At 57.5% G+C, this 26,260-nt stretch carries 21 protein-coding genes and 2 pseudogenes; 12 read left to right on the top strand and 11 right to left on the bottom strand.

From position 1 onward, the window contains the following. Positions 1 to 15: 15 nt before the first annotated feature. The 3 genes from BK658_RS27680 to BK658_RS27670 all read left to right on the top strand — a co-directional run bounded on the left by BK658_RS27680 (position 16) and on the right by BK658_RS27670 (position 3,503). Complete coding sequence (locus tag BK658_RS27680; RefSeq protein WP_123585080.1) at positions 16 to 1,335, top strand: NAD(P)/FAD-dependent oxidoreductase; 1,320 nt, start codon at positions 16 to 18, stop codon at positions 1,333 to 1,335. A 12-nt stretch (positions 1,336 to 1,347) separates the two neighbouring features. Further along, a complete protein-coding gene (locus tag BK658_RS27675; RefSeq protein ID WP_123585079.1) occupies positions 1,348 to 2,349 on the top strand; it encodes a DMT family transporter in 1,002 nt (333 codons plus the stop codon). Between the two features lie 599 nt (positions 2,350 to 2,948). After that, positions 2,949 to 3,503: a hypothetical protein gene (locus BK658_RS27670; RefSeq protein WP_123585078.1), complete on the top strand. Its 555-nt coding sequence runs from the start codon at positions 2,949 to 2,951 to the stop codon at positions 3,501 to 3,503. 306 nt (positions 3,504 to 3,809) lie between these two features. On the opposite strand, the pseudogene BK658_RS30885 reads toward BK658_RS27670, so the two are convergent. Both BK658_RS30885 and BK658_RS27665 read right to left on the bottom strand, forming a co-directional pair. Next, a pseudogene (locus tag BK658_RS30885) lies at positions 3,810 to 3,940 on the bottom strand (helicase-related protein); the annotation flags it as partial. Between the two features lie 92 nt (positions 3,941 to 4,032). After that, positions 4,033 to 5,388: a serine hydroxymethyltransferase gene (locus BK658_RS27665; protein ID WP_123585077.1), complete on the bottom strand. Its 1,356-nt coding sequence runs from the start codon at positions 5,386 to 5,388 to the stop codon at positions 4,033 to 4,035. A 1,659-nt stretch (positions 5,389 to 7,047) separates the two neighbouring features. Here BK658_RS27665 and BK658_RS27660 point away from each other — a divergent pair. After that, complete coding sequence (locus BK658_RS27660) at positions 7,048 to 7,647, top strand: helix-turn-helix transcriptional regulator (RefSeq protein ID WP_123585076.1); 600 nt, start codon at positions 7,048 to 7,050, stop codon at positions 7,645 to 7,647. Beyond that, positions 7,637 to 8,515 (top strand): queuosine precursor transporter, encoded by an 879-nt coding sequence (locus BK658_RS27655; RefSeq protein WP_123585075.1) that lies wholly within the window; start codon positions 7,637 to 7,639, stop codon positions 8,513 to 8,515. The genes BK658_RS27660 and BK658_RS27655 overlap by 11 nt, the downstream gene beginning before the upstream one ends. 210 nt (positions 8,516 to 8,725) lie before the next feature. On the opposite strand, the gene queC is transcribed toward BK658_RS27655, so the two are convergent. The 3 genes and pseudogenes from queC to BK658_RS30880 form a co-directional block, all read right to left on the bottom strand. Continuing rightward, complete coding sequence (gene queC / locus BK658_RS27650; protein WP_123585074.1) at positions 8,726 to 9,424, bottom strand: 7-cyano-7-deazaguanine synthase QueC; 699 nt, start codon at positions 9,422 to 9,424, stop codon at positions 8,726 to 8,728. 519 nt (positions 9,425 to 9,943) lie between these two features. Further along, positions 9,944 to 11,326, bottom strand: a complete 1,383-nt coding sequence (locus BK658_RS27640) for an LLM class flavin-dependent oxidoreductase (RefSeq protein ID WP_123585072.1) — start codon at positions 11,324 to 11,326, stop codon at positions 9,944 to 9,946. A gap of 39 nt (positions 11,327 to 11,365) precedes the next feature. Next, a pseudogene (locus tag BK658_RS30880) lies at positions 11,366 to 11,521 on the bottom strand (amino acid ABC transporter permease); the annotation flags it as partial. Positions 11,522 to 11,741: 220 nt separating this feature from the next. On the opposite strand from BK658_RS30880, the gene BK658_RS27635 reads away from it, so the two are divergent. Genes BK658_RS27635 through BK658_RS27620 form a run of 4 tightly spaced genes read left to right on the top strand, consistent with a single transcriptional unit; the run spans position 11,742 to position 15,268 of the window. Continuing rightward, the gene (locus BK658_RS27635; RefSeq protein WP_123585071.1) at positions 11,742 to 12,779 is read left to right on the top strand and encodes an isopenicillin N synthase family dioxygenase; all 1,038 of its coding nucleotides are present in this window, start codon (positions 11,742 to 11,744) and stop codon (positions 12,777 to 12,779) included. 28 nt (positions 12,780 to 12,807) lie between these two features. Then, the gene (locus BK658_RS27630) at positions 12,808 to 13,623 is read left to right on the top strand and encodes a MetQ/NlpA family ABC transporter substrate-binding protein (RefSeq protein ID WP_123585070.1); all 816 of its coding nucleotides are present in this window, start codon (positions 12,808 to 12,810) and stop codon (positions 13,621 to 13,623) included. Next, on the top strand, positions 13,620 to 14,600 hold the full coding sequence (locus BK658_RS27625) for a methionine ABC transporter ATP-binding protein (RefSeq protein WP_123585069.1): 981 nt from the start codon (positions 13,620 to 13,622) through the stop codon (positions 14,598 to 14,600). Before BK658_RS27630 ends, BK658_RS27625 begins: the two co-directional genes overlap by 4 nt. Next, positions 14,597 to 15,268, top strand: coding sequence for a methionine ABC transporter permease (locus BK658_RS27620; protein WP_123585068.1), 672 nt, complete (start codon positions 14,597 to 14,599; stop codon positions 15,266 to 15,268). Before BK658_RS27625 ends, BK658_RS27620 begins: the two co-directional genes overlap by 4 nt. 354 nt (positions 15,269 to 15,622) lie before the next feature. On the opposite strand, the gene BK658_RS27615 is transcribed toward BK658_RS27620, so the two are convergent. From BK658_RS27615 to BK658_RS27595, 5 genes are all read right to left on the bottom strand, one after another. Continuing rightward, a complete protein-coding gene (locus tag BK658_RS27615; RefSeq protein WP_123585067.1) occupies positions 15,623 to 16,735 on the bottom strand; it encodes an alkene reductase in 1,113 nt (370 codons plus the stop codon). 43 nt (positions 16,736 to 16,778) lie between these two features. Then, complete coding sequence (locus tag BK658_RS27610) at positions 16,779 to 17,948, bottom strand: FAD binding domain-containing protein (protein ID WP_123585066.1); 1,170 nt, start codon at positions 17,946 to 17,948, stop codon at positions 16,779 to 16,781. A 117-nt stretch (positions 17,949 to 18,065) separates the two neighbouring features. Then, on the bottom strand, positions 18,066 to 20,303 hold the full coding sequence (locus BK658_RS27605; protein ID WP_123585065.1) for a xanthine dehydrogenase family protein molybdopterin-binding subunit: 2,238 nt from the start codon (positions 20,301 to 20,303) through the stop codon (positions 18,066 to 18,068). After that, positions 20,300 to 20,773, bottom strand: a complete 474-nt coding sequence (locus BK658_RS27600) for a (2Fe-2S)-binding protein (protein ID WP_123585064.1) — start codon at positions 20,771 to 20,773, stop codon at positions 20,300 to 20,302. The genes BK658_RS27605 and BK658_RS27600 overlap by 4 nt, the downstream gene beginning before the upstream one ends. Continuing rightward, a complete protein-coding gene (locus BK658_RS27595) occupies positions 20,770 to 22,035 on the bottom strand; it encodes a c-type cytochrome (RefSeq protein WP_123585063.1) in 1,266 nt (421 codons plus the stop codon). Before BK658_RS27595 ends, BK658_RS27600 begins: the two co-directional genes overlap by 4 nt. Positions 22,036 to 22,265: 230 nt before the next feature. Here BK658_RS27595 and BK658_RS27590 point away from each other — a divergent pair, with 230 nt between their 5' ends. The 3 genes from BK658_RS27590 (at position 22,266) to BK658_RS27580 (ending at position 25,359) form a co-directional block, all read left to right on the top strand. After that, entirely contained in the window at positions 22,266 to 23,480 is a 1,215-nt protein-coding gene (locus BK658_RS27590) for an MFS transporter (RefSeq protein WP_123585062.1), read from the top strand. Between the two features lie 194 nt (positions 23,481 to 23,674). Next, positions 23,675 to 24,574, top strand: a complete 900-nt coding sequence (locus tag BK658_RS27585; protein WP_123585061.1) for a LysR family transcriptional regulator — start codon at positions 23,675 to 23,677, stop codon at positions 24,572 to 24,574. A gap of 107 nt (positions 24,575 to 24,681) precedes the next feature. Then, positions 24,682 to 25,359, top strand: a complete 678-nt coding sequence (locus tag BK658_RS27580) for a DsbA family protein (protein ID WP_123585060.1) — start codon at positions 24,682 to 24,684, stop codon at positions 25,357 to 25,359. Positions 25,360 to 25,449: 90 nt separating this feature from the next. Here BK658_RS27580 and BK658_RS27575 read toward each other — a convergent pair whose 3' ends face one another. After that, positions 25,450 to 26,172: a pirin family protein gene (locus BK658_RS27575; protein ID WP_123585059.1), complete on the bottom strand. Its 723-nt coding sequence runs from the start codon at positions 26,170 to 26,172 to the stop codon at positions 25,450 to 25,452. Positions 26,173 to 26,260 lie beyond the last annotated feature (88 nt).

Genomic DNA, 26,260 nt, shown 5'->3' with positions numbered 1-26,260 from the left:
AAAGGAAGCAAATTAATGAGCACTCTGCGTTCTGATCGCACAGAGCTGGATGTCGCAGTGGTTGGCGGCAGCATCGCTGGCATGGCCACCGCGATCCGGTTCAGCAAGATGGGTTACCGAGTCGCCGTCCTCGATAAGAAGAAGATGGCCAGCCAGCCACACAAGCAACTGTGCACGCACTTCATACAGCCGCACGCGGTGCCGCTGCTGACCGAACTCGGGCTGGCGCACCTGCGCGGGTCGGATTGGTCCGTGTCCACCAAGGCCGTCTTCGTCACTCCCGGCGGCTTGATCGAAGGGCCCGGGAGCTACCTGTCTGAGGTGCCGGATTCGTTCGCCCTCAACTTGGAACGGCGTGTGCTCGATCCGGCCATGCGGGCGGCCGCGCAGGAACAAGGTGTGCAATATCTCGACGCCACCAGCGTGGAGGGCATTGAAGAGGACGAGGAGGGATGGAATCTCGACACGACCAGTGAGGCAGGGCGCCAACGCATCCATGCCCGGCTAGTGGTAGCCGCCGACGGGCGTCAGTCGCGGTTGGCCAAGTTGCTGGATAGCGAGGTCGCGCTCTACCCGAACGAGCGCGCCTGCCTGTTCGGTTATTTCTCGGGGATCGAGGCCCCGGAGGGCAAACGCTCGATCTTCGTCATGCACGAGCGTGACCTGGCCTGCACCTATCCGCTCGTCGAAGGCAGGACTCTGCTCGTTTTGTTCGCTGACAAGGCGCGAATAGAGAGCTGGCGCGGCACTGAGGAGCGGATGCAGCGCTTCCTTGAGTACTTCAACGCTCTACCGGAGGCTCCCTCGACTACCGCCGCGGTCCCGCTGTCGAAGCTGATGGGGTACAGCGACTATCCGAGCCAGGTTCGCCAGCCGGTGGTGGGCACGGTCCCGTTTGTCGGGGACGCGGCGCTGTCCCTAGACCCAATGAGCGGGGTCGGGTGCGGTTTCGCGCTGTCCTCGGCCGACTTGCTGGCCCGTTCCTTCGTCGGCCGCTCCCTGGATAAGGCCGGGATCGCGGAGGGTCTGGTCGAGTATCGGCAGCGGTTCTCCGACACGATTCTCCCTCACGTGGAGGGCATCTGCGCGGACTCTCTGGTTGAACGCAACGAGGCGTTCCGGCTGAAGATGTTCCAAGCCATCAGTGCCGATCCGGACCTGAGCCGGAAGTACTTAGCAATCACCGGGCGCATGCTGCTACCGTCCGAGTTCCACGCAGATCTAATGCGTGCGCTGACGAAACGGGCCTTCGCCGGCCGCAGTGCTAGCGCTAGTGGCGCCGTGACCCCGGTTAGATCGAACCACTCCAGCCCAGCCCATGCAACTGGTAAGTAGGGAGCCCCTGAAATGCGTATGCAATTTTCGCCGATGTTCATCGGTATCCTGTGCGGTTTTAGTGCCAACCTGATTTGGGGATTGGCGTTCCTGATCCCTCTACTGCTGCCCGACTCGGACTCGGTGGCTCTCGCCTTGGGCCGGTACTTGGTCTTTGGCGTGCTGTCCGCCGGAATTTTGATAGCCCGGCGCAGTGCAGAGATACGAGGACTGAATTGGCGGGTGTGGGGTACCGCCTTGTTGTTCGCGTTCTCCGGGCACCTGGGCTACTACTTCTTCCTGGTCCAGGCGATCACTCATGCGGGGGCGCCCATTGCCACGGCGATCATTGGCACCCTGCCGGTCACCATAGCGCTGACCGGCAACTGGATACGCAAGGAGTTCCCGTTCTCCCGCCTGCTGGTCCCAATCAGTTTTATTATTGTCGGTTTGATCTTGGTTAACGTCATGGAGGGGCGCTGGGACAGCGCGATGAGCGGCCGCCTGGATTCAGACTTGGTGATCGGTATCGCCTCGGCGCTTGTGGCGCTGGCCCTGTGGACTTCATACGCGGTGGCCAACGCGGGCTTCCTGCGCAGGCACCCGGAGATCTCATCGTCCACGTGGTCCACGCTCATGGGGATTGGAGCGCTGGCTCTGTCCCTGCTCGCCCTGCCGATCGCCATCGGCTCCGGTGCGGTGCACCTGCACCAGGGCGAGGCCGACAAGTTCCTCCCCCTGCTCCTGGGCGCACTGGTGATGGGAGTACTTGTCTCCTGGGTCGGCACGTTGCTCTGGAATCGTGCCTCCGGGTTGGTGCCGATCTCCATCGCGGGGCAACTCGCAGTGGTACAGACGATCGCTGGGTTGGTCTATGGCCTCACCTGGTCCCAACGCATGCCGCCGCCTCTGGAATTGCTGGGGATTTTTCTGCTTATCGGCGGTGTGCTATTGGCCATTCAGCGTACGCGTAATGTCCCTGGCACCCGCACAAGCAAAAGTCGAGATTTAAAGCCGCTAACAAAATCTATATAGACTCTCTCCACAAGTGGTGAGTAAAGCTTTTTTTCCAACCCTGTCGTCAGTGTGGTTGCGTTCGTATATCCGCGAGCCGGTGGTGCAGCGGATCCTGCACCACCTGGCGATGAAGCCTGGTCGATCGTAAGCGCTTCATGAACCCCACCTGATCAAGATGGGCGAAGCGCTTAGCTACCCAAAGGCAGGCCTTTACGCAGCTCAGGGTGCGGTACCGGATCGGGTGCACTACGTGATGGCCCGGCTCGACCCCTCAACCAAGAATCTATTCCTGTCACGCCGCGTTTCGATTTCCAATGAGCCGGTACTTGATGATCCGGCCGTCGAGGTCGCCGGGGCGAAATGCAGTTGCTCAAAAGACCAAGGCGAAGCACAGCGCGGCGGCAGAGGCCGATTTCGTTCGAACACCCAGCGGCTAGGGATGGTACCTGGACGAGTTCTTTCTACCGGACGACATGAGTGACGCCTAGGAGGCCGGCTATAGCGGAGTAGCACAGATTTTAGAGCCTTAGCTTCGAAAACGCCATGCGGCATGGCTGGTAGCGCCTTGCCATTGTGCGCCCTATCGTGATCCAGCCTACCACAGGAGAAAGTTTCAGATGCTTCCAATCATCGCTGTTGTTGTAGCCTCGGGCGCAATTGGTGTGACGGGTTACAAGCTCGTACGCCAATGCAAAATTTGCCAAAAGCGCCTGAAATGGACGGGCAGTTGCCTTAGCTGCGATGCAGTGATCTGCAGCGGATGTGCGAATACGATTGAGCCAGTCTTGGGAGGCAGGACCAAACTGCAAGCCGGTGGATACGCATGCCCTGGGTCATGTACAACCACCATAGAGGCCGTCGGTGCTGACTTGGTAGCAAAGTATGACGCGGAGCAGGAGCGCTTGCGGGCGCGTCGTGATCGTATCTCAAAGGTCCGCCTTGTGAGCGTGAACTACGGCGGTCAGCAGAAACCTGAACAGGATATCAAGCTGGTAACCGATTGGTTCACTGAGAAGTCTGATGCAGAGGAATCTGCTCGCATCATTGCTGTCGACAGCTACGACGTCGATGTTGTCTGGTACGTCAATACCATCTCAAGGCATAGTTATGGCCTGAGCCAAAGTGGTCCAACGTACTTCTATCAGGAGTGGAGGGTAGAGGGAGAGGTCTGATCAAGTAAGTTTGGACACCGGTTAAGGTTCATGCCGCTGCTTTGAGCTTTTCCTCCATGCCTCCCTCAGTATTCACCGACTCGTCTAAATAGGGAGATACAGCGATTTATACCGCGGGATCAAGATCCTTTCCCCGTGACTGACCAATTGGCGCCTGGCGGCAACGCCGGCTCTTGGGGCACACCAGATCCTAGCTTTGCGATACATTAAAAAATGGATCTCTGAAAAGAGATCCATTTTTTTTGTCCAGAGAAAAGTTTTTGTTTGGCTGTTCCCGCGATACTCCTTGAACGCACCCAAATCCAGCCCCGATCTTCTTGGTCATCAGATACAGGCAGGTGATCTGCGAGCTGCCGATATAGCCGAAGAAAATCACCCGAGCTGAGTGTTTCTGTCCGATCCGCAACAGCACGCGGTGCTGCCTGTTGCCGCGTGTAACCGTGAGTGCTTTGGCGACGACGGATAGTCTTATCGTCAGCCCCCATCGAGCCGCCATAGTGCTTGCGCCGGTGGCGGTCGATGGCCCCCCTCAGCGTTCCATGTAGTCGGCTATGGGGTACGTTGCGCACAACGCTTCGGCCTGTAAACGGAATTGCTCCTGCAGTGCGGGTTCCAGTGTGTACTCTTGCTCGTTGAGCGGCGTCACCTTGTCCAGGATCCGGCAAACCAAATCGACGACTTGGCGGCATCCCTGAGGGTCGATGTGGCGTTGCGCCATGGAGCCGGTGCCGATACGCAACCCACTGGTGGCGGATGACGATCGGGTCTCGCCCGGCACGCGATTTTTATTCACGATGATCCCGCAGCGCTCTAGCGCCGACTCCGCGATGGAGCCAGTGATGGCCCCACGCAAGCGAATCAGAATCGTGTGGTTTTCACTGCGACCTCCCACGACCTCGTAGTCGTGTGCCTGAAACGCACTGGCCATCTCATCAGCCGTGGCCCGAATCCGTTCCATGTAGGCGTCGAACTCCGGGGACATTGCGTAGCCCAGCGCGGCAGCCTTTGCAGCGATCATGTTGACGGCTGGCGCGCCCTGCATCCGGGGATACGCGGTTTGATCGAGGATACGACTAAAGGTTGATTTCAGGCCTGGAACCTTTTTGTTGGCGTCTTGCCCTGAAAGAATCAGGCCTCCGCGGGGACCCGCAAGCTGCTTGTGTGTGCAAGTCGTAGTGACGTGGGCAGCATTGATCGGGCTCGGATGTCGCCCCGTGGCAACAAGTCCGGCGATATGCGAAATGTCAGCGAGCAGGATGGCCCCGGCTTCATCGGCAATCTTGCGGAACCGCTCGAAATCTACGACCCGCGAGTAGGCAGTTGCACCGCAGATGATAATGCGCGGGCGATGAGCGAGAGCCAGTTTGCGCACCTTGTCGTAATCGATGAGTCCTTCTGATGTCGTGCCGTATCTGATCGCCTTGTAGTAGGTGCCCGTGAATGTGACGGAACTGCCGTGTGCAAGATGTCCTCCGTGTTCGCGGGCCATTCCAAGTAGAGTATCCCCAGGCTCAAGTAGGGCAGAGAGGACCTGGTAATTGGCGTTCGATGCCGAGTGTGATTGCACGCCTGCGTATTGGGCGCCGAACAGTTCCCGAGCTCTTCGGATTGCCAGAGACTCGACCAAATCGACGTTCTCGCAGCCTGTGTGATAGCGCCTGCCTGGCGTGCCTTCTGCCGTGACATTGACGAGCGCCGAGGCTGATGCCACCAAGGTTCGAGGCTTGACCGCACAGGAAGAAGAGACCAGTGACAGTGTTCGGTGTTGACGCGTGACTTCAGCGTCCAGGATCCTCGCCAGCTCGGCGTCTTCTGCTCGCAGATCCGCCAAGCCTCGTCGCAATAGGTCAGCTTGGTTGTTAAGCTGTTCAGTATTGACTGCCATTATTCGGTGTCCCTTCCTTGTTTGTTGAGTGCTGCGAACGACAGCACGGTTTCCTGGATTTCGCGTTCGTGTGTGCGTATGACGTAGTGCTAGCTGCCGGCTCGATCATCTCTGTGAACCTCCCCACAGACCGCAGATATCGAGCCCATGCCGTGTCCGGGGCTTCTATTGGCCGCGATACGGTGACCACCAATGAGAGGGGGCTGATCGTGGTGGTTATCGCCGCAGCAATGCAGGTTCCCGTTGCTGCCCCAGCGTAATGTCCTTAAACAATGAGTTGATCGGCATCAATCTGCATGTCCTGATTTGCGCGAAATAGATCGCGGCAATAGGGCAAAGCCGGACCTGACCGCAGGCTGTACGAGGTGCGCAATCGAGGCGATTTTCAGCTCAATTTGCGACTGACCTGAGCGGCCAGTTCGCAGTAATAACGTTTACCTCAGCGCGTCGATCAATTCGTCCTGGACAGTGGGGAGGCTGACCACCACAGAGGAAAAAGCGCTGAATGCCTAGATTCGTCGCAATCGTTGTCGTGTGGAGTTTGTTTGGGTCGAATCCAAAGAAGTGTCAACCGAAGAGGAACTACTTTTGGAGTTCTCCGCAGGAGGGGCGATGAGGTCTTTTCCAAAGTTCGAGGTGAGGTGGAAAAGCAAACTCAATCTCGATTTTTGCGCTTTTTCACATAAGCCATTGAAATACATTGATTTTTCTATCATACAAACCAGGTTTTCATCCTTGAAGCTTCCCTTTCATCCATGATCCATCAAACCATACCCGTGAGGGCTGTGTTTTTTGGCGTCTGTTCTCTCAAAAACCAAAAGCTGTATATGTGACCAGTAATTCCTTAAAGGTCACCTCTCCTCGTGTGATGATGTGAGAAGAGGATTGCTCAAAGCAGCATAGGTTTTTTAGCAAGAAATTCCACTTCATTAATCAAAAAATTAAACATTCTTCAAATTAAATGATTCTTTCTTGCTGACTGACCATGGGATTTCGCGGGCAGTACATTCAAAAAAAAGAGGCGATACTAGCCATCCAGGCTGAGCCGTCTTGATACCTGGATGTTCGACTCCACAACAGGAGGAGCTTCAGGCCCCGGGGGAAAAAGGGGCTTGAAGAATCTTCAGATCATGTATTAGGTCGAAGCCGCAGGGCCCTGACGACTAAGGCTCACACACTCTGCGAAACCAACGGGATACTACTTTGCCTCCAATTGTCAGGCGGCCAGGCCAGCGATATCTCGTATGCGCACCCCTTGCTTGAAGAGGTCAAAATCGCCGATCGGTAAGGGCTGCCTTCCAAGCGTTGTCGGTGGCCATTCGCTGACAAGGACTACGACTCCGAGCATCTGGGTCTTTATTGTTATAGCTAACGCATGCAACACTTCATCCCGCTGCGAACCATGAAGCGCAAACCCGAATCGGACTTCCCCAGCGATTTGATAGCCTCAAGTACCGGCAGCGCAACATTAACGGACGGATGTAGGCTGGCTAAAGGAGAACTACAGAGTGGGTACAGGTGACGAAAAATTCCCGAAAAGTTTTACTGCAATGATCTCGCTGGCCTAGTCATCTTCGTCGAGCAGCGGAATGACCATGCATGGCATGGTATCCATGGAAGTACCATTTGTCACAGCGATAAGGAAGTGGTGGGCATTTGATGCATAGAAGAGAAAAAATAGAGTGTTTGAAAAGTAATATTAAATACTTGATAAAAAGTCGCGGAGAGACGCAGTTGTCTTTGTGCAATTCCAGCGGTCTGACCAGAACGACTATATATAACATTCTGGAAGGGCGGGTGGTAAATGTGCAGCAGTCCACCATTCGTAAGATTTCTGATTTTTTTGGAGTGTCTTATGAGGAAATAGAGACTATTGATTTTGAAGAGAAGGAGGTAATAGAGAGTAGTATCTCTCTGCAAGGGAATATGAATCCAGCTGCAGTCCCTGTCATTAAAGAGAGCTTGGTTGTTCAAAATCTGGATAAAAGAATTGGTGAGTTGGCCACCCTCTACCCTTTAACTTATTTTTTTGGCTCGTCCTATAATTTAATAGGCGTACTTCTGGAGAGCAAAAATATTGGCATAAATGAGCCGGGAGATCTATTGATAATAAAGAAAGGCTCGTCGAGTGACGATAAAGAAAAGCTGGTGTACGACAGGATAACCAAAAAACTATTCATAACAAGCGAGGCCTGTTTCAGTTCGGATCGTATTTGTGTCGTGGGGGATATAATAGAGGAGCGGTTTAATGACGCGTGATGGCGAAGTCGAAAACAGCAAATACAAGTTGCTAGGGTTTGAGAACAGCAAAAATCTTGCTGTGATCATGATCATCGCTACAGGCAAGGTTATCAGGGTAAAGTTAAGCGAAGTGTTAAGTAGTGAAATAATGGACAATTTAAATAAAATGGAAATCAAGAACTTGTATAAGAAATTTTATTCTCAAGGGGGGGCATTAACCGCTTACGAAATGAATGATCGCCATGAAAGCTCATGGATGATTTATATTGTTCTAAATCTACTGCTGTTTACATTTTACATCTTTACCAGTATTGCTGCGACAAAGCCGATTTATTTAGAGCGCCTTGATATCATTGTTACTCCGGGCACTTTTCTTTATCCTCTGACGTTTTTAATAGTTGACTTGCTGAATGAGGCCTACGGTCTTAGACTTGCGAGGAAAGCCATATTATTTGCTTTTGCAAGTAATGCTATTATTATTGTTTTGCTGAATGCTTCTACCTATCTCCCAGGGCTGCCTGGCTGGAAGCTTGATATGCCTTACAATCAGGTTATTACTCATGTGTCTTCTGTGCTGGTAGCGTCCTCTGTTTCTTTTCTTTTTTCTGAAAATATAAATTCGTATTTGTTGTGCAAAATAAAAGAACTGACAAACTCCAGGTTTCTATTTTTGCGTGTGTTTTTAAGTACTTTTTTTGCGGTGATAATAGACAGCTTCCTTTTTTGCTACATTGCATTTTATGGGAGTATGAAAAACAGTGACATCTTGAATATGATTTATGTTCAGATAGCTATAAAGGTGTGTTTTGCTTTTTTTAATGTTTTGCCTGCCTATGGTGCAAGGTCATTGTTTAAAAAATATATAACGACAAGTCCTGTTAAGTAAGTGGGGTGTGGAATATTTTTAAAGAGCATGCTGCTCCAGTAGTAAAAGCGTATTGACAGTTTCTTTGCACAACGCTGATGGGGTCAACGCTCACTTAGTATGTGGCTGTCGTGATGAACCCCATTTGCGAGCGCGTCTAAGAGCGCCAGTCATTAGGGATGTGCCTATCATGCTTAAGTGAGCGTTTATTGAATGTGTTCTATTAAGTTTCTATTTTAATTTCAGTTTGTCTTTTAAGCTATTCATGATGTCTGCTTTATTTCCCAGATAATCATTTAATCCATTTGAACGAAGGTTGCAAGCGTCGCAGTTAGCGCAGCCACTTCCCTTTATGCCATTGTAGCAGGACAGTGTGTGGTGGCGAATCAAGTCTAATTGGTTGTGGTAGTCGGCCAAGGCCCACGTTTCCGCCTTGTTCAGCCACATAAGCGGAGTTTCAAGAAGTAATTTATATTCCATGCCTAATTCAATGGCTTTGTTCAATGCCTTGACAAACTCATTTCGACAGTCAGGATAACCAGAGAAATCTGTTTCGCAAACCCCTGTGATTACAGTTTTAGCTTGAACTTGATATGCGTAAATAGAAGCCAAGGTTAAAAACAGAATGTTTCTTCCTGGTACGAAAGTGTTTGGCAGACTTTCTCCGGAGCTATTCATGGTTGGAACTGGGATGTTGTCGCGTGTCAGGCTGCTGATCGCCAACTCATTTAGCAAGGAGGTGTCTAGTACTTTGTGCACTGTCACACCAAGTTTTTTTGAAAGGTGTTGTGCTACTTCAATTTCTGCACGATGGCGCTGACCATAATCAAACGTTATACAGTGTATTTCATCATAGAGAGGCAATGCATGGATTAAACAGGTTGTTGAGTCTTGTCCGCCACTAAAAACGATAACTGCTTTGTTACTCATGGTTCTGCTCCCTGCATTAATGTAGTCAGTGTAACGTTTGAAACAAAAGTTCGAGATCCAACCGCCGGTAGAATCCAGATGCTCATACCAAAGGATTTCATCCCTGGAGACGCCAGGCCTAAGGCCGGGCAGGCAAAACCATACCAGCAATGGCTGGGCGTGACAGCAGGAAAATCCTGAAGATTTGTGAGGTTGCCACCCTGCGGAAAACTAATGGAAACGTTCCATGAAACCCATATTCCAGGCCAGGATTTGATGCCCGATGCTTCGCTCCCGACGCCTTTGCGGAGCCAATACCTCATGATGCGTCCCGACGCCCACGGCCGGATCAGGTTCTCCGCCCAGCGCATTCATCTGCGCCCGTCAGCGGGATCAATCCAGAGTCTGGCCTCGGCGCTGTTTCTGACGTTGTAAACGTTTATGCGGCAGCGGCAGGGCCTCTCAGGCCGGCCCCGGTCCGCGACGTTATCGTCGCTCGCTCGGCGACTGCTGAATAACTCATAAGCAGTCGCCTGGGGGCTATAGGTCCTTGTCGAAGCGGAATGAGGCTCCGTAAGCCGAATCGGGTAAATGGTTGCCGCCATCCTCCCTCAGCCTGGACCTGAAGGTTCCACTTTGCGGCTGGGTTCTGTAGAGGCCGCGCTTCTGTAATTCGGGGATGATCAGCTCCACGAAATCTTCAAGTGTGCCGGGACTGATCAATGGATTGATCATGTATCCGCTGGTGCCGGAAATGCGCGCGTGTTCTTCGATCCGGTCAGCTACCTGTTGCGGAGTGCCCACGAGGATCAGGTCGCTGCCGCGGGTGACTTTGGCAAAACGTTGCTTCACGTCCCCGGCAGTCAACGGTTTACCACTGCCATCAGGGTGCATGACATAGGACGTCAGCCCTTCGGTATGGGTCGACAGTGCATCGCTGTCAGCGTAGCGGCTGATGTCGATGCCGGTGTCACCCGCATAACTGACCAGTTGCGCCTGCAGATGGTAGTTGCTTTGCAACGCGTCATATTTGCGTTGGGCTTCAATCTCGGTTTTCGCGGTGACGATACGCAGCACGGTCAGGGACTTTACATCCTCACGCTGGCGGCCGCGTGCCTGGGCCTTGGTCCATATGTCTTCCAGGCCTTGGCGGATTTCCTGAGGGTTGGATTTGGCAATAAAAATCAGCTCGGCGTGCTTCGCCGCGAACTCACGGCCACGCCCCGACCAGCCGGCCTGGATCAGCAGCGGTGTGCGCTGCGGTGACGGCGAGGTCAGGTGCGGACCGGCTACCCGATAATGCTCGCCAGCGTGATTGATCGGCCGTACCCGATCACCTCGGGCATACAATTGACGAGCCTTGTCGGCAACTACGGCGTCGTCGGCCCAACTGCCTTCCCAGAGCTTGTACACCACATCGAGGAACTCTTCGGCGCGCTCATAGCGGTCATCGTGTTTGATCATCTGTTCAAGGCCGAAATTACGCGCGGCGCTGGACAGATAAGAGGTCACGATGTTCCAGCCCACGCGGCCATTGGTCAGGTGGTCCAGGGTGCTGAAACGCCGGGCATGGGTGAAGGGGTGTTCATAGCTGGTGGTGACGGTGACGCCGAACGCGAGGTTGTCCGTTACCGCGGCCAAGGCGGGAATGATCATCAGCGGGTCGTTGGCCGGCGCTTCCACAGCCCATTTCATCGCGGCATCGGCATTGCCACCAAAGACGTCGTAGAAACCCAGCACGTCGCCGAAGAACAACATATCGAGGTTAGCCTGGTCGGCAATGCGTGCCAGGTTCGACCAGTAGCCCAGGGAGTTGATTGCCAGACGCTCGTCGGCCGGGTGCGTCCAGAGGCTCGGAGCACCGCCGCAGCCCACGCTGGCTTGTTCGTAGAGTGCAAACAACAGAGGTTTTGCATCGGACATCATCGCTCCAGAGAAAGTAAAAGTAGTTGAGGGGCGGATTCACCTTTGGTGCTTGAGCCCTTTGCCGAAATGTTGCTCAAGGTGCACCTGGATCCGTTCCGGGCCGATGGAGAGCGGCTAATAGATGACGGCTGCGGTGGTGAGCATTCCGATATAGCGATAAGAAGATCGGCCATACGACGGCGCCAGGAACATATAGATTGAAACGTACTATAAAATCTATGTGAACTTCTTTAATGGAATAACCAGCTTATATCGAGCTATATCAAATGGCTGACCTCAAACGCTCAATTTGCTGTCAAGAACCGAACCTAAGCTAATGCAAAAAAGATATTTATTACCGGTTTTTAAGATCGTTTAGCTTCAACAGGACGCCAGGCTGAGCGCGCTCAGCCAATTCACATGGGAGTGAACCATGCCGCACACACGGGACATCACCACTTTACCGACCCTGGATCTTTCATTGCTCGATGGCAGTCCGGTGCAGCGTCAGGCGTTTCTTGACGATTTGCGCCACGCCGCACGGGATGTCGGATTCCTTTACCTGACCGGCCACGGCATCGACAGCATCTTGTTGAAACAGGTGCAGGAGCATGCCCGACAGTTCTTTGCCCTGCCGGACAACGAGAAGGCGGCAGTTGGTATGATCAACTCGCCACATTTTCGCGGTTATAACCGTGCGGCTTCGGAGGTCACTCGTGGCAAGCCTGACCTGCGCGAGCAGTTCGATCTGGGTGCCGAGAGGGAGGCTTTGTCGCTCGACCCGAACAGCCCGCTCTGGGCGCGCCTGCAAGGCCCCAATCAATGGCCGGACTCGCTGCCGACACTCAAACCCTTGCTGCTGGATTGGCAGCAAGCCATGACCCGCATGTCGCTGCGCCTGCTGCGTGCCTTCGCCCAGGCACTGTCGTTGCCGCAGGAGGCTTTCGATCAGTTGTACGGCGACAAGCCCAATGAACACATCAAGCTGATGCGTTATCCGGGGCGGGCGCCAGACGAAAGTAATCAAGGCGTCGGGGCTCACAAGGATTCGGGTTTCCTGAGCTTCCTGCTGCAGGATCACCAGGCCGGCCTGCAAGTCGAGATCGAGGAGGGGCGCTGGATCGACGCGCTGCCTCGGGACAACACCCTGGTGGTGAATATCGGCGAATTACTGGAACTGGCCACCAACGGTTATCTGCGCGCCACGGTGCATCGGGTGCTGTCGCCACCCAAGGGCAGCGAGCGCTTGTCGATTGCGTTTTTCCTTGGTGCGCAACTGGACGCGGTGGTGCCGCTTTGCCCCTTGCCCACGGCGTTACTGCGTGAAGCGCGGGGCCCGGCCAGTGATCCTGACAATCCCTTGTTTCGTGACGTGGGCTGGAACTACCTCAAAGGCCGCCTGCGCTCCCATCCCGACGTTGCCCAGCGTTACTACGCTGATGCACTGATCCCCAAGGCCCTGAGTGCCTGACCCCATCACTTGATCAAGGACTATGAACATGTTCAAAAAAACAGGATTGACCCTGGCAGTGCTGGGCGGGCTGGTTGCTTCATTCAGTGCCCTGGCCCTGGAGCCGTTGCGAGTGGCAGCGGACCCCGTACCGCATGCGCAAATTCTGGCGTACGTCCAGAAGATCGACCCCCAGCTGAGCCTCAAGGTCATCGAGATCCCCAACGGCGTGAACTCTAATGAGTTGCTGGTGCATGGCGACGTAGATGCCAACTACTTCCAGCACTTGCCGTACCTGAAGTCTCAGGAACAGGCCCTTGGCGAAAAACTCGAGGTGGCTGCAACGGTACATATCGAGCCGCTGGGGATCTATTCCCATCGGCACAAAAATTTCGCCCAAGTGCCACAAAAAGGCACGGTAGCCGTCCCCAACAACGTCACCAACCTCAGTCGCGCCCTGTACCTGCTTCAGGACAATGGCCTGATCAAACTCAAGGCGGGTTTCAACGACCCGGCCATCGATCAGGCGACGCCCAAGGACATCGCCGAGAACCCGAAACAGCTGAAGATCCTCGAAATCGAGTCGCCGCAAATTCCCCGCGCCCTGGATGACGTGGACCTTGCGGTGATAAATGGCAACTACGCGCTGGAAGCCGGTTTGGTGCCGGCCAAGGATGCGCTGGGGCTGGAAAAGGCCGAGCACAACCCGTACGCCAATATCTTGGTGACCACGCCCACGTTGCGGGACGACCCACGGATCAAGCAACTGGCCAAAGACCTGACTTCGCCTCAGGTGGCCAAGTTCATCACTGACAGCTTCTCGGGGTCGGTGATCCCGGTTACGGTGGCGGACAGCAAGCCATGATCATCGTCGAGCAGTTGAGCAAAACCTACGCGTCAGGGCAGGCTCCTGCACTGGATCAGGTGTCCTTGAGCATTCCCGATGGAGCGATCTACGGGATTCTGGGGCGCAGCGGTGCGGGTAAATCGACGCTGCTGCGTTGCCTCAATCTGCTCGAGCGTCCCAGTTCCGGGCGCATTTTTCTGGACGGCGAGGACCTGACAGCCCTTTCCAGCATCGAACTGCGCCAGCAACGCCAGCGCATCGGCATGATCTTTCAAGGCTTCAACCTGCTGCACTCGCGCAACGTCTTCGACAACATCGCCGTGCCTTTGGAAATTGCCCGCGTCAGTAAAGAGCAGCGTCATTCACGAGTAAGAGAGCTGCTGGATCTGGTGGGCTTGAGCGATAAAGCGCGGGCGTTTCCCTCTCAACTGTCCGGCGGGCAGAAACAGCGGGTGGGAATCGCCCGGGCGTTGGCGGCGCGACCGGCTTATCTGCTGTCGGATGAAGCCACCAGCGCCCTGGACCCGGAAACCACGGCCTCGATTCTTGAACTGCTGCGCGACATCAATCGTCAACTGGGGTTGACCATTGTGCTGATCACCCATGAGCTGGATGTGGTCAAGTCCATTTGTGGTCACGCGGCGTTACTGGCCCACGGCCGGTTGGTCGAGGCGGGGCCTATCGCACACCTGTTGGCAAACCCGGAATCAAGTCTCGGTCGCTCACTGCTGCCGGGTTACAGCGCGCCCTTGGGTAACGATACCCTGGCCTTGGAGCTGAGCTTTTTCGACAGTCTTCTGGCCACCCCTGTGCTCAACGAATTAGTGCAGCGGCAGGGAGTCGAGGTGAACTTGCTGGCCAGTGGCGTCGAGTCCATCGGCGGGCGGCGGGTCGGGCGTTTGCGCGTGGCCTTTAGTCATCCCGGCGATAAGCTGAAATTGACTCGGGTGTTGGCCTTTCTCATGCAGCGCGGCGTCAGGGTGGAGCGCTCATGAACCGTACCATCGACTGGAACGAGATCCTCCAACTGGTGCTCAACGCGACGGGCGAAACCCTGTACATGGTCTTGCTGGCGGGATTCTTTACCCTGCTGATCGGCTTGCCTCTGGGCGTGTTGCTGTTCATCAGCCGCAGCAGTGGTCTGTACCCGATGCCCAAGCTCAACAAGGGCCTGGGTGGCCTGGTCAACCTTGGCCGCTCGTTACCCTTCGTGGTGATGCTGATTGCCTTGATCCCGCTGACCCGGCTGATAGTCGGTACGACACTGGGCAGCACCGCCGCGGTGGTGCCGATCACCATCGGCGCCTTTCCGTTCTTTGCCCGTATCGTCGAGAACGCCCTGGACGAAGTCGACAAGGGCCGGATCGAAGCCATCCTTGCCATGGGGGGAGATATTCGCCATGTGATCTTCAAGGTGCTGCTGCCCGAAGCGCTGCCCGCGTTGTTGGCGGGCATCACCTTGACCCTGGTGATGCTGATCGGCTTTTCTTCCATGGCTGGCGTCATTGGTGGCGGTGGTCTGGGGGATCTGGCGATCCGCTACGGTTATCAACGCTTCAACAACCAGGTGATGGTTGCCACCGTGGTCGTGCTGGTGATCCTGGTCCAAGGCGTGCAGAGCCTCGGCGACCGCTTGGTGCGCGCTCTGGCTCATCGACGTTGAACTCGACGTTCGCACTGACATGAGGAATCAATGCGGAGTCTGTCCAAAGCGCCCGACGCTGAATCCGTAAAGGTGAGTTTTGTGCTTGCCGACATGAATGAATCAGAGACTCTGACTGTTCCTGATCAACTCATAGGCCCGACGCACTAGCGGATTCACGGTATTGGGCCGAATCCACAAGTGATAGGAGGGCGTAGCGTCAAAGAAATTGCTCGATTTCAGACATCAGCGCTCCCTTGTACTGCACAGGCATGACTTCCAGAGCCAGCAACGAGCCTCGGCCAAGATGATTGCCAGGCTCGTCCAGCAGTCGCGAAGTAGTGAGGTGAGTGGCTTTTTTGTGCCCGATGTCCCTTATGGATGAACGGGATAATCAATGTATCCGCGCTGGTCGCCACCAAAGAAGGTGCTTGGGTCTGAAGTGTTGAGCGTCAGCCCGTTACGGATCCGCCGCGGCAAGTCGGGGTTGGCCAGGAACGGCCTTCCAAAGGCAATGATGTCAGCACGGTTGGCGGCCAAGGCTTGTTCTGCTGTTTTCGGATCGTAACCACCGGCGACCATCAGCACGCCTTTCCATTCCGTACGCAGTTGACCGATGATTGCGTCCCAGCGGGGATCGAAGTTCTCGTCCTTGACGGTGCCTACCACTGCAGGTTCCACAAGATGCAGATAGGCCAGGGGCCAGCGGTTCAGAGAGCGCACGATGTGGCCGAACGTTGCCTCGGGTGTCGCATCGCCCATTCCCATGAAGCGCCCCATGGGCGTAAGCCGTACACCTACTCGCTCGGCCCCCACCTCATCGGCAACAGCCTCTACGACTTCCAGCAACAGGCGAGCGCGATTTTCCACGCTGCCGCCGTAGTCGTCCTCACGCTGGTTGCTGTTGCTATTGATGAATTGGTCGAGCAGATAACCGTTGCCCGCGTGAATTTCAATGCCGTCCATGCCGGCTCTCAAGGCGTTGCGCGCAGCGCGACGATAGTCGCCGATGATTTGCGCAATCTCCGAGGTTTCCAGGGCACGTGGGACGGGTACATCGCTCCAGACACCATTGCCATCGTCATCGACGATAAACGTCTTACCTGGAACAGGCAGTGCGCTGGGGGCAATCGGTAGGGCGTTATCGGGTTGGAAGCTTTGGTGAGAGACACGCCCCACATGCCACAGCTGCATGAAAATCAGTCCTCCCGCTTCGTGCACTTGTGTACTCACCTGGCGCCAGGCATCCACCTGTTCATCGTTGTAAATCCCTGGGGTCCAGGCGTAGCCCTGGCCTTGGCGGGAAATCTGCGTGGCTTCGGTAATGATCAAGGCGGCACTTGCGCGTTGCCGGTAATACTCGGCGTTCATGGCGGTCGGAAGGTCGCCCGGCTGTCCGGCTCGAGAGCGGGTCAGAGGAGCCATGGCCACGCGATGAGCCAGTGTGTAGGGGCCAACCGCAATGGGTTGAAACAGGTGCTGAGTCATGGGTATTTCCTTGGGAGGGCATCGACCAGGATGCCGTGAGTGCTCAGGCGGACGGTGCCTGGTTGAATAGCAGGTGATTGCCGATCTCCGTGCCTTGTATCCGCAGTTTCCGACCCAGCGCCAGTTGGGCGGGCTCCCAGCTGCGAAGGGCCCGATCAAGGTCGTTGGGAAAGGCGCGCAGGGCCGCGGACAGGGCTAAGGCATTGGTTGCGGCCTTTGAGGTGCTCGCGGCGGTGTGTGGCCGTGGTATGGCGGCGGCATCACCGAGCAGCAATACCCGGCGGTTAACCATATGGTCGACGGCGAGATCCCGGATTGCCTGGACAAAAGGATGCTGGGTCGCTTGTACGACGGCGCGAAACTGGGGAGGCAGCAGGGCATCGGCCTGTTCGAACAGGTCATCACGCCAGGCGGGAGCCAGCCGGCCTTCAGGCACCGAAAAGCCGCGTTCGTGGCCATCCGCATCAGTCATGATGCGTGGGAGGATGTCGAGCGGAGCGACCCGGTACCAGACCCAGTTGTAGAGTCGGTGACCCGGTCGTAAATCGTTGTCTGCACCTGGCACCAGATAACCGAGGATGTGTGAGCCCTGGTGGTTGGCAAAGCTGAAGGTGCCGAACATTTCTTCGCGGACCCTGGCGGGTACGGCGTGCTCTGGTAGAAGACCTCGCCATGCCACATATCCTGCGTAGGTCGGCTGGCTGTCTGGCGACATCAGTCGACGTACCGTCGAGCTCCCGCCGTCGGCGCCAATCAAGAGCTGCGCCTGTGCTTCGTGTCCGCTGTCGAAGACGGCACGGACGATCCCGGGCCCGGTTTGATCGACGTTTACCAGAGTCTGTCCCCGGTGATAGTGCTCAGGTCCAAATGCATCGCGCAGTTTCGTATAGATCAGTGACCAGGAAGTCTGGACCTGAGGCATGTACGAATGACTTCGTATCGAGCCATCCGGACGAAATACTGTTCGGTACTCTGATCGCACGCCCAATTCACTGAGTGGAAGCTCGCACCCGCTTTGGCGTAGTGCCTCGACCACCTCGGGCTGCAATACGATGCCTCCACCTCGACTGTCGAGATCGTGGGTCGAACGTTCATACACCTCTACGTCCCATTGCGCGGCGCGCAGCAGATTGCCGGCGAACAGACCACCGAGCGAACCGCCTACGACAATGGCGCGGCGTTGATGATGCGATTGCGATGTAGTGCCGGACATGTTGTTTTCCTCCTGTTGGGCACTAACTTAATCCGCCGGGCCTTGAGTGATAATCCAGGCGTGGCTCTACGCTGCATTGCGTGAAACGCAACGTTTTGACGGGAGGTGGAGTTCAGGCTATGCCTGCTGCTCTGAGCGGGTCAGGAGGAGATTCAGCCAGCGTCGGCCGGTAGCGTTCGCCACGGCATTCCCGATGGCGGCGGCCATGGGGCCCTGGACGATCTCGGCCGCACCGAGAAATGGTTGTCCCGGCTGGTCGAGCAAATGCACGTCGACCTGCTTGGGTAACTGAGGAAAGCGCAGGATCGGATAACCGCTCCAATCGTAGCTGCGCACACCACCCGGGTCGTAACCGACTTTTTCATACAAGGTCCAGCTGGCGGACTGCACGATGCCTCCTTCCACCTGGTTGCGCAGGCCATCGGGGTTGACGATTTGCCCCACGTCCACTGCTACTACCACTCGATCGAGCTGAACCTCGCCGGTCAGCGGATGTACTTGCAGACGGACTGCTATGGCGCAGTACCCCATGATGTTCTTGTAGCGGGCAAACGCGAAGCCAATCCCGGAACCAGGTTCATTGCCTTTGTGCGGCCAGCCGCTGGCGTCCCGGACGCGTTCGACCACCGCGCGTGCTCGCGGGTCTGCCAGATGGGCGAGGCGCAAGGCAACCGGATCGGTGCCGGCCTGAGCGGCCAGTTCATCGATGCAGGCTTCGATGGCGAAGATATTGATGTGTGCTCCCAACGAACGCATGGCGGATGTGCGAAACGGCATTGTGGTCACGAAGTTCATGTCGATGCGGGTGCATGCCAGGGTGTACAGCGGCACGGCATTTCGATCGCCATCCCCTTCGGGCTGGGCGATCGGAACCGACGGCGCGGAGACGAATGGGCGGGCCAACAGCCGTGCGGGAATCAATCTGCCGGCATTTACGATGCGTTCGTTGTGCGGTGTCGTCCACAGCTCATAGGCCCAGTCCTGCAGTCTGCCCTGCGCATCGAGGCTGGCCTGGACCTCGGTGAGCATGGCGGAACTGTAGGGCTCCCAGAGATTTTCCTGCTCGCGCATCCATTGCACGCGCACAGGCGTGCCTGCGACACGCATCGCAATCAACGCGGCATCGGCTGCAGCGTCGTCCGCGCCGTTGTGGCCGTAACACCCGGACCCCTCGGTATGGATGCAGCGCACCCGCTCTGGCGCTAGTCCCACCATCTCGGCGATCCCCGCGCGAAGAGGGTAGACACCCTGCGTGTGGGTCCAGACAGTGAGAGTGCCATCCTTGAACCAGGCCACGGCGCAGGACGGGCCAATGGACCCGTGCATGAGGTACTGTTTGGTGACTCGTGCGCGATAACTCGCGCTGGCTCCGGCAGTCGGGCTACCTTCATGGCTGATCGGATAGCGGTGTGTGGGTAGGCGTGTCAACAACGAGTGGATGTCCTGAGATTCGGGGATCGCCTCTGCGCCGCTCCAGCGGGCCCGCTCATACCCGCTGCGCATCGCTTTAATGGCTTGCCACTCATCTCGGGCCACCACCGCCAGGTAGTTGCCGTCATGCACCACCTGCACCACCCCGGGCAGATCTTTTATAGACTCGGCATCGAAGTCTTCAAGGGTGCAACCAGGGCGGGGCGGACGGATGACGCGGGCATGCAGCATGCCGGGCAGGCGCAGATCCTGGACGAAAGCGGCGCCGCCACTGACTTTGGCCGGGATATCCAGGCGAGGAAGAGAATGACCGATCAGCTTGAAAGCGGACGCCGGCATCGATGGCGATTGCGCCTTCGCATAGTGGTGCAGGTCGACGCCCTTGACGGCTTCGGCGTATGACATCCGTTGTCCAGTCGGGCCCTGGATGACGCCCTCGTGGGTGGTCAGCAGTGCGACTTCGACTCCCCAACTGCGTGCCGCCGACTCCAACAGCAATTCCCGAACCTGAGCCGCTGCGTTGAACAAGGCGGTGCCGCTGTCGAAAATACTGTGGCTGCCGGCTGTATAACCTTCGTTGGGTGTCAGGGCGGTATCCGCGGTGAGCAGATGGATCGCGGTGGGCGAGATATCCAGGCGTTCCGCGGCAATCTGCAGAAGGGCAGTTTTTACCCCCGTACCCAATTCAACCTTGCCGGTGTAGACGGTGATGCCTTCGACACCGACGCGGATCCAGGCATTGAGGTAGGGGTTGGTGCGCAGGCTTCCAGGGAGATCGGGCGCCAGCACGACCGTGCCGAGCGTATCGACTTCGCTATCGGCCAGCGCATGACGCGCCGCCGGTACCAGAGTGAATGTCAGTACCAGCGCTCCTGCGCGCAGAAAAGCGCGGCGCCCCTGATCGACTTCATGGTGAAGTGTCATGTGGCGCTCCTGTCTTGTCTGGCAACACGGCTGATGGCATCGATGATCCGCAAGTGAGTTCCGCAGCGGCACAGGTTGGTCGCCATATGCTCGCGAATGGTTTGTTCGTCCGGATGGGGAGTGCGCTCAAGCAATGCCTGGGCGCGCATCAGCATGCCGGCGATGCAGTAGCCGCATTGAGCGGCCTGCGTCTCGATAAAGGCTTTTTGCAAAGGACCTGGACGCTCCGCCGTACCCAGGCTCTCGACCGTACGGATGTCCTTGCCTTCCAGCCCCATGCAGGGTGTCAGGCAGGAAAAGACCGGCTGGTCATCCACCAGCACAGTGCAGGCACCGCACTGTCCCAAACCGCAGCCGTACTTTGCGCCGTTAAGCCCCAGGTGATTGCGCAGCGCATACAGCAACGGCATGTCGGGCTCCAGCTCCAGCGAATGGGGCGAACCGTTGACGTTGAGGGTCATTTGGGTCATTGCGCCTCCTGGCGTAACTCGTGAAGGGTGGACGAAAGGTCTGCCCACGGCTGGCCAGGCTTGGCCTGCTCGCGAACAAACGATGCCAGCGCCGCAAGCTGCTCGTTATCCAGGCTGGCGGCGAAAGGCGGCATGACCGGTCCGGGTAGCCCTGGGGTGGCTGGCACACCTTCGAGCACTGTCTTGAGAAAGTTGCGCGCGCTCGCTGCATGCAGCGCTGATGTCCGATCCAGAGAGGGGCGTCCATCGATCTCTCGCATCGGCGCGGCCGGGCCATGGCACCCCGCGCACGCACCCTGGAACAGCAGGGCGCCAGGCGTCTGCTCGACTACCTCGGTGGGGCGCGTGATCGCCGAGGCGGGTAGGGTGGATGCAGGGTTATTGAGGCTCAGCAGGTATTCGGCAATGGCCTCGGCGTCGCTGGCTGGCAGGTTGGCCAGGCTGAGGCTGATCGGTCGCATCGACCCCGCGGCGGTGCCATGGCCCTCCACAACTTCAGCGCGCAAGTAGCTCACCAACTGCTCGCTGCTCCAGGGAAAGTCACGGTTGGCCATACCCAGCAGAGAAGGCGCCTCCCATCCGTCTACCGTCCCTCCTGCAAGGTGCTGAGCGGGTTTCTCGGCGCCCAGCAGGTTAAGCGGAGAATGGCAGCCGGCGCAGTGGCCAGGGCCTTCGACCAGGTAGCGTCCACGGTTCCAGGTTGCAGATTGCTGTGCCACGGGCGTCAAGGGTTCTGTCTGCAGGAACAGCAGATTCCAGAACGACACCAATGGCCGGATGTTCATCGGGAATTTCATCCGGTTCTGTATGGCCGCCGAGTGCACGGCGGGGCCGCTCATCAAATAGGCATAGACATCCGCGATATCCCCGTCCGTCATGCGGCGGTAGTGCACGTAAGGGAAGGCGGGATACAGCAAGTGCCCATCGCGCGCGATTCCTTCGCGCATTGCCCGCTCAAAGGCCGGCAATGACCATTGGCCAATACCGGTCTCGGCGTCCGGAGTGATATTGGTGCTGTAGAGCGTGCCGAACGGTGTCACCAACGCCAATCTACCGGCCAGGTGTTGGCCACCGGGACGCGTATGGCAGACCGCGCAGTCGCCGGCTTCTGCTACCCGCGCACCCTGTTGCACCTGAGCGGAATCGAAACGCTGTGGCGGTTTGGCCGGCACGATCGCCGGGTGCCACATCAACAGCGCAGCGCAAATCCCGCCTACCAAAGCTAGAACCACAGCGCCCACCCACAGCTGCCTGGCTTTCATGACGTCACCCTTCATTCGTCCGTGGAACCCGCGAGGGACTCATATCGCCGAGGGTAGAGAAGGGAGACGGGCGGCGGTATTAGCAAACTGCGCAACGGCGTTTTGCGCCATCGGCAACGCTGGGGTCGTTGCGTCATACGCATCGCTCAATTGCTCCAGCGGTAGATTCTCCTTGGCGAACGTCGCGTCTAGCCTTGCCGAAACTTTCTCCAAACGAATGAGGTTTCAGCATGCCCATCGGCAACGTTGCAACAACGGCAAGCACGACGGTGACGGGTGAACGGCCCGCATCAATCTCTGGCGCTCTGGTGGCCTTGTTGGCCTTCTGTTGTGGCGCCGTCGTCGCCAATCTTTACTATGCCCAGCCGATCGTCGAGCTGATTGCCCCGCAAATCGGTCTATCGAACGCCCATGCCAGCCTGATAGTTTCGCTGACCCAGTTTGGCTATGCCGCGGGTTTGCTCTTGTTGGTGCCGCTGGCCGACCTGATGGAAAACCGCCGTCTGGTGGTGGGTTTCACGCTCGCTGTGAGCCTTTGCCTGGTTGGCGCCGGCTTCACTCAGTCGCCTTCGTTGTTCCTGGCACTGTCATTGCTCATCGGCCTCACTTCCGTGGCCGTACAGATTCTCGTGCCGTTGGCTGCACACATGGCACCTGAAGAAACCCGCGGGCGGGTGGTAGGAAACATCATGAGCGGCCTGCTGCTGGGCATTCTGTTGTCGCGCCCGCTGTCGAGCCTGTTGTCGGAGGCTTTCGGTTGGCGCGGAGTATTCTTCAGCGCCGCGGGCCTGATGGCATTGATCGCCTGCATCATGGCCGTTGCCCTGCCACGGCGCATGCCGACACACCAGTCCTCTTATGGCGAGTTGATCCGCTCGGTATTTGTGCTCGCGCGACGCCATCCGAGCCTGCGTGAGCGCTCTTTGTATCAAGGGTTGTTGTTTGCCAGCTTCAGCCTGTTCTGGACCATCGTTCCTATTGAATTGATTCGCCAGCATGGTTTTAGCCAGGCGCAGGTCGCGGTGTTTGCCCTGGTGGGGGCCGTTGGTGCTATCGCGGCCCCGATTGCCGGCCGGCTGGCCGACGCGGGGCATGGCCAGCGCGGCACTCTCGTTGCGTTGATGCTGGCGCCTGTTTCCTTGCTGATAGGGGCTCTGCCGGGCAGTGGCTACCTTTGGCTGGTGGCGTGCGCGGTGCTGCTGGATTTTGCTGTGCAACTCAACATGGTGCTCGGACAGCGTGAGGTATACGCCATCGATCCGCACAGCCGGGCGCGCTTGAACGCCGTGTACATGACCAGCATCTTTGTCGGTGGAGCCTTGGGATCGCTGGTGGCCAGTCCTCTTTATGAGCTGGTTGGATGGAGCCTGTCGGCAGCCTTGATTGCGGCGGTTCCTGGCGTGGCACTGGTGATGTTTCTAAGCCGTCAGTACCGCAAGGGGTGAGCACCGTCGCGAACTATCGAGGCCGGAGTCGAAGAGAAGAAAGACTCGCCGCAGGGTAATGGGTGTCCCTGGGTGTCAGCGACCTGTCGATGGTGTTCTGGAGTCACACCCGTGCTTGAGCACAACCATGCAAGACACCTAATTCGTCGTCAGGCATAGTAGTTCGCTTGATTTTTCGCTCTCGGGATTGGCTGATGGACAAGTTGCTGGCGCTGAAGATGTTTGTTGAAACCGTGCGCTGTGGCGGCTACTCATCAGCGGCGCGCAAGCTCGGCCTCTCGACGTCTTCGGTGACGCGGCAGGTGGCGGGCCTGGAAAGCGAACTGGGCGCCAGCCTGCTTAATCGCACCACGTGCAACACCAGTGTCACGGTCGCAGGGCAGGCTTATTTCGAGAAGGCCGTGGCGATTCTCGAGGCCGTCGACGAAGCCGATGCCACCGTCGCCGACCGTGGCACCGAGGTCCAGGGACATCTGCGTGCCAGCGTTCCGGTGGAGTTCGGGCGGCGCATCATCGCTCCTCACCTGGGACGCTTGCTTGAGCGCTATCCGGGCCTGGAGATCAGCCTGTCGTTGAGCGACCGGGTCAGTGACCTGATCAGCGAGCGAATCGATGTGTCTGTGCGTCTCGGTTCTTCGGTGGTCAGCGATGACGTCGTCAGCAAGAAGATCGGTGACTTTAAGCGTTGGGTGGTGGCCAGTCCCGAGTACCTGAAACGTACCGGTCTGCCGCGCCACCCGAGTGACCTGCTGGAACATCAGTGCCTGCGTTTTGACTATGGCGCGGAGCACCACGATTGGACGTTCCGGGGTGACGAGGACACCCTGCGGCTGAGTGTGCAGGGGCGATTGCAGAGCAACAACGCCGATATCCTGCGCGAGGCGGCGCTGGCCGGTGGCGGAGTGGCGCTACTGGCCGACTGGCTGGTGCGTGACGATGTCGGCCAGGGCCGTCTTACCCGCGTGCTGGAACAATATGAAGTCAATCCCGGCACTGCCAGCAGCTGCATCAACGCGCTGTATCTGCCCAACCACCGCGGCTCCAGTCGCATCAATGTGTTCATTGAGTTCCTCGAGGAAATCCTCGCTTCCTGAACACCTTTCAGGTATTCGACAAAACAGCGTTGCGCGCCATGGGGCTACTCGTCCGGCAGATGCAGGTCTAGAGTCTGGCCATCATTTGTCGAAGGAAGGTGGCCGCTATGGATAACGTCATTCATCTGGCGTACGACTTCATCAATCCCTGGTGCTGGATCGGTGAGCTGAACCTGCGCAAGGCTATGGCGGCATCGAATCGGCCACAGCCGATCGTCTATGTACCATGCCGATCCGCTTTCGACCTTCCCGCCAGCCGTATCGAACAGGGTGAGTACGCCAGGCGCAAGTTCGGCAGCCTGTCGCGCAGCCGGATGTTCGAAGCGGAAATCACCCAGGCCGGCCAGGCGCTGGGTTTGCGTTTCGCCTTCGACCGAATCGAGCGTCTGGTCGATACCGACCCGGCGCACAGCTTGATGCTGGAGCGGGCCGCACGCGGCGGAGACTGTGCCGGTCTGTTCAGGCGTATCTTCCGAGCCTATTTCTGCGAGGGCCGCGATATCGAGGATGTGCGGGTTCTCGCGGAGCTGGGTGGGGACAGCAAGGTCCAGCAGGACCGGTTGCTCGACTATCTGCGCAGCGGCGAAGGAGTGACGGCGGTACAGCGCCACAAACGTGACGCCGCGGATTGGTCTGGCGGGGTGCTGCCGTTGCTTCGTATCGGCGACACCCTGGTATCGGGTGCCCAGCCCAGCGCATTGCTGGCTCGTGTGTTGCGGGACGCGGCGGCACCTGAGGTTCAGGTGGCCCACCGTCGTAGCGGTGGGCGAAGTGCATTAGCGTAACCGGCGTGCAGCGATATCCAAAACGATAGCAAAAAGCAACCCTAGCCTGCCAATCAAGCCCGGGGGCGCAGGCCCCCAGGCACGTTACGGTCAAGGCATTTGCGGCAGTTCTTGAGGACGCAAATCGAACACCAGCACTTCGGCATCCACACCGTTGCTCAAGGTCAGCGCCTGTTCATCGCGAACCCGAACGCCATCGCCTTCCTGCAATTGCAGGCCGTTGAGTTCGACCTTGCCCCGGGCCACATGCACGTAGGCGTAGCGATTGGCGGCGAGCGTGAGGCTGGCGCTTTCCTTGCCGTCGATCAGGCCGGCATAGACCCGAGCGTCCTGGCGAACCCGCAACGAACCGTTGGCCCCATCGGGGGAGATGATCTGTTGCAGGCGACCGCGTTTTTTCTGCGTGCTGAAGTGCTCTTGCTGATAACGCGGTTTGGCGCCGCCGACGTCCGGCACGATCCAGATTTGCAGGAAGTGCACCGGGCGAGTTGCCGAGTGGTTGTACTCGCTATGCGCCACGCCGCTGCCGGCGCTCATCAACTGCACGTCGCCGGGGCGGATCACCGAACCTGTGCCCAAAGTGTCCTTGTGTTCCAGGGCGCCCTCGAGCACATAGGAGAAAATCTCCATGTCCCGGTGCGGGTGTTGGCCGAAGCCTTTACCGGCCGCCACCCGGTCATCGTTGATCACCAGCAGGTCGGAAAAACCCTGCTCCCGCGGATTGCGGTAGTTGGCAAAGGAAAAGGTATGGAACGACTTCAACCAGCCGTGATTGGCCGCGCCGCGATCAGAGGCTTTGCGAAGGGTCAGCATGATGAAATCTCCTGTTTGGGACGAGAGTTCGTCCGAGTGAGGAGAAGGTTAATGTTTATCGGTGGGTGCAATAAGTAGATGGAAATTG

Source organism: Pseudomonas brassicacearum (assembly GCF_003732175.1).
Lineage (GTDB): Bacteria > Pseudomonadota > Gammaproteobacteria > Pseudomonadales > Pseudomonadaceae > Aquipseudomonas > Aquipseudomonas brassicacearum_G.
This window is presented reverse-complemented; position numbering and strand designations above follow the sequence as displayed.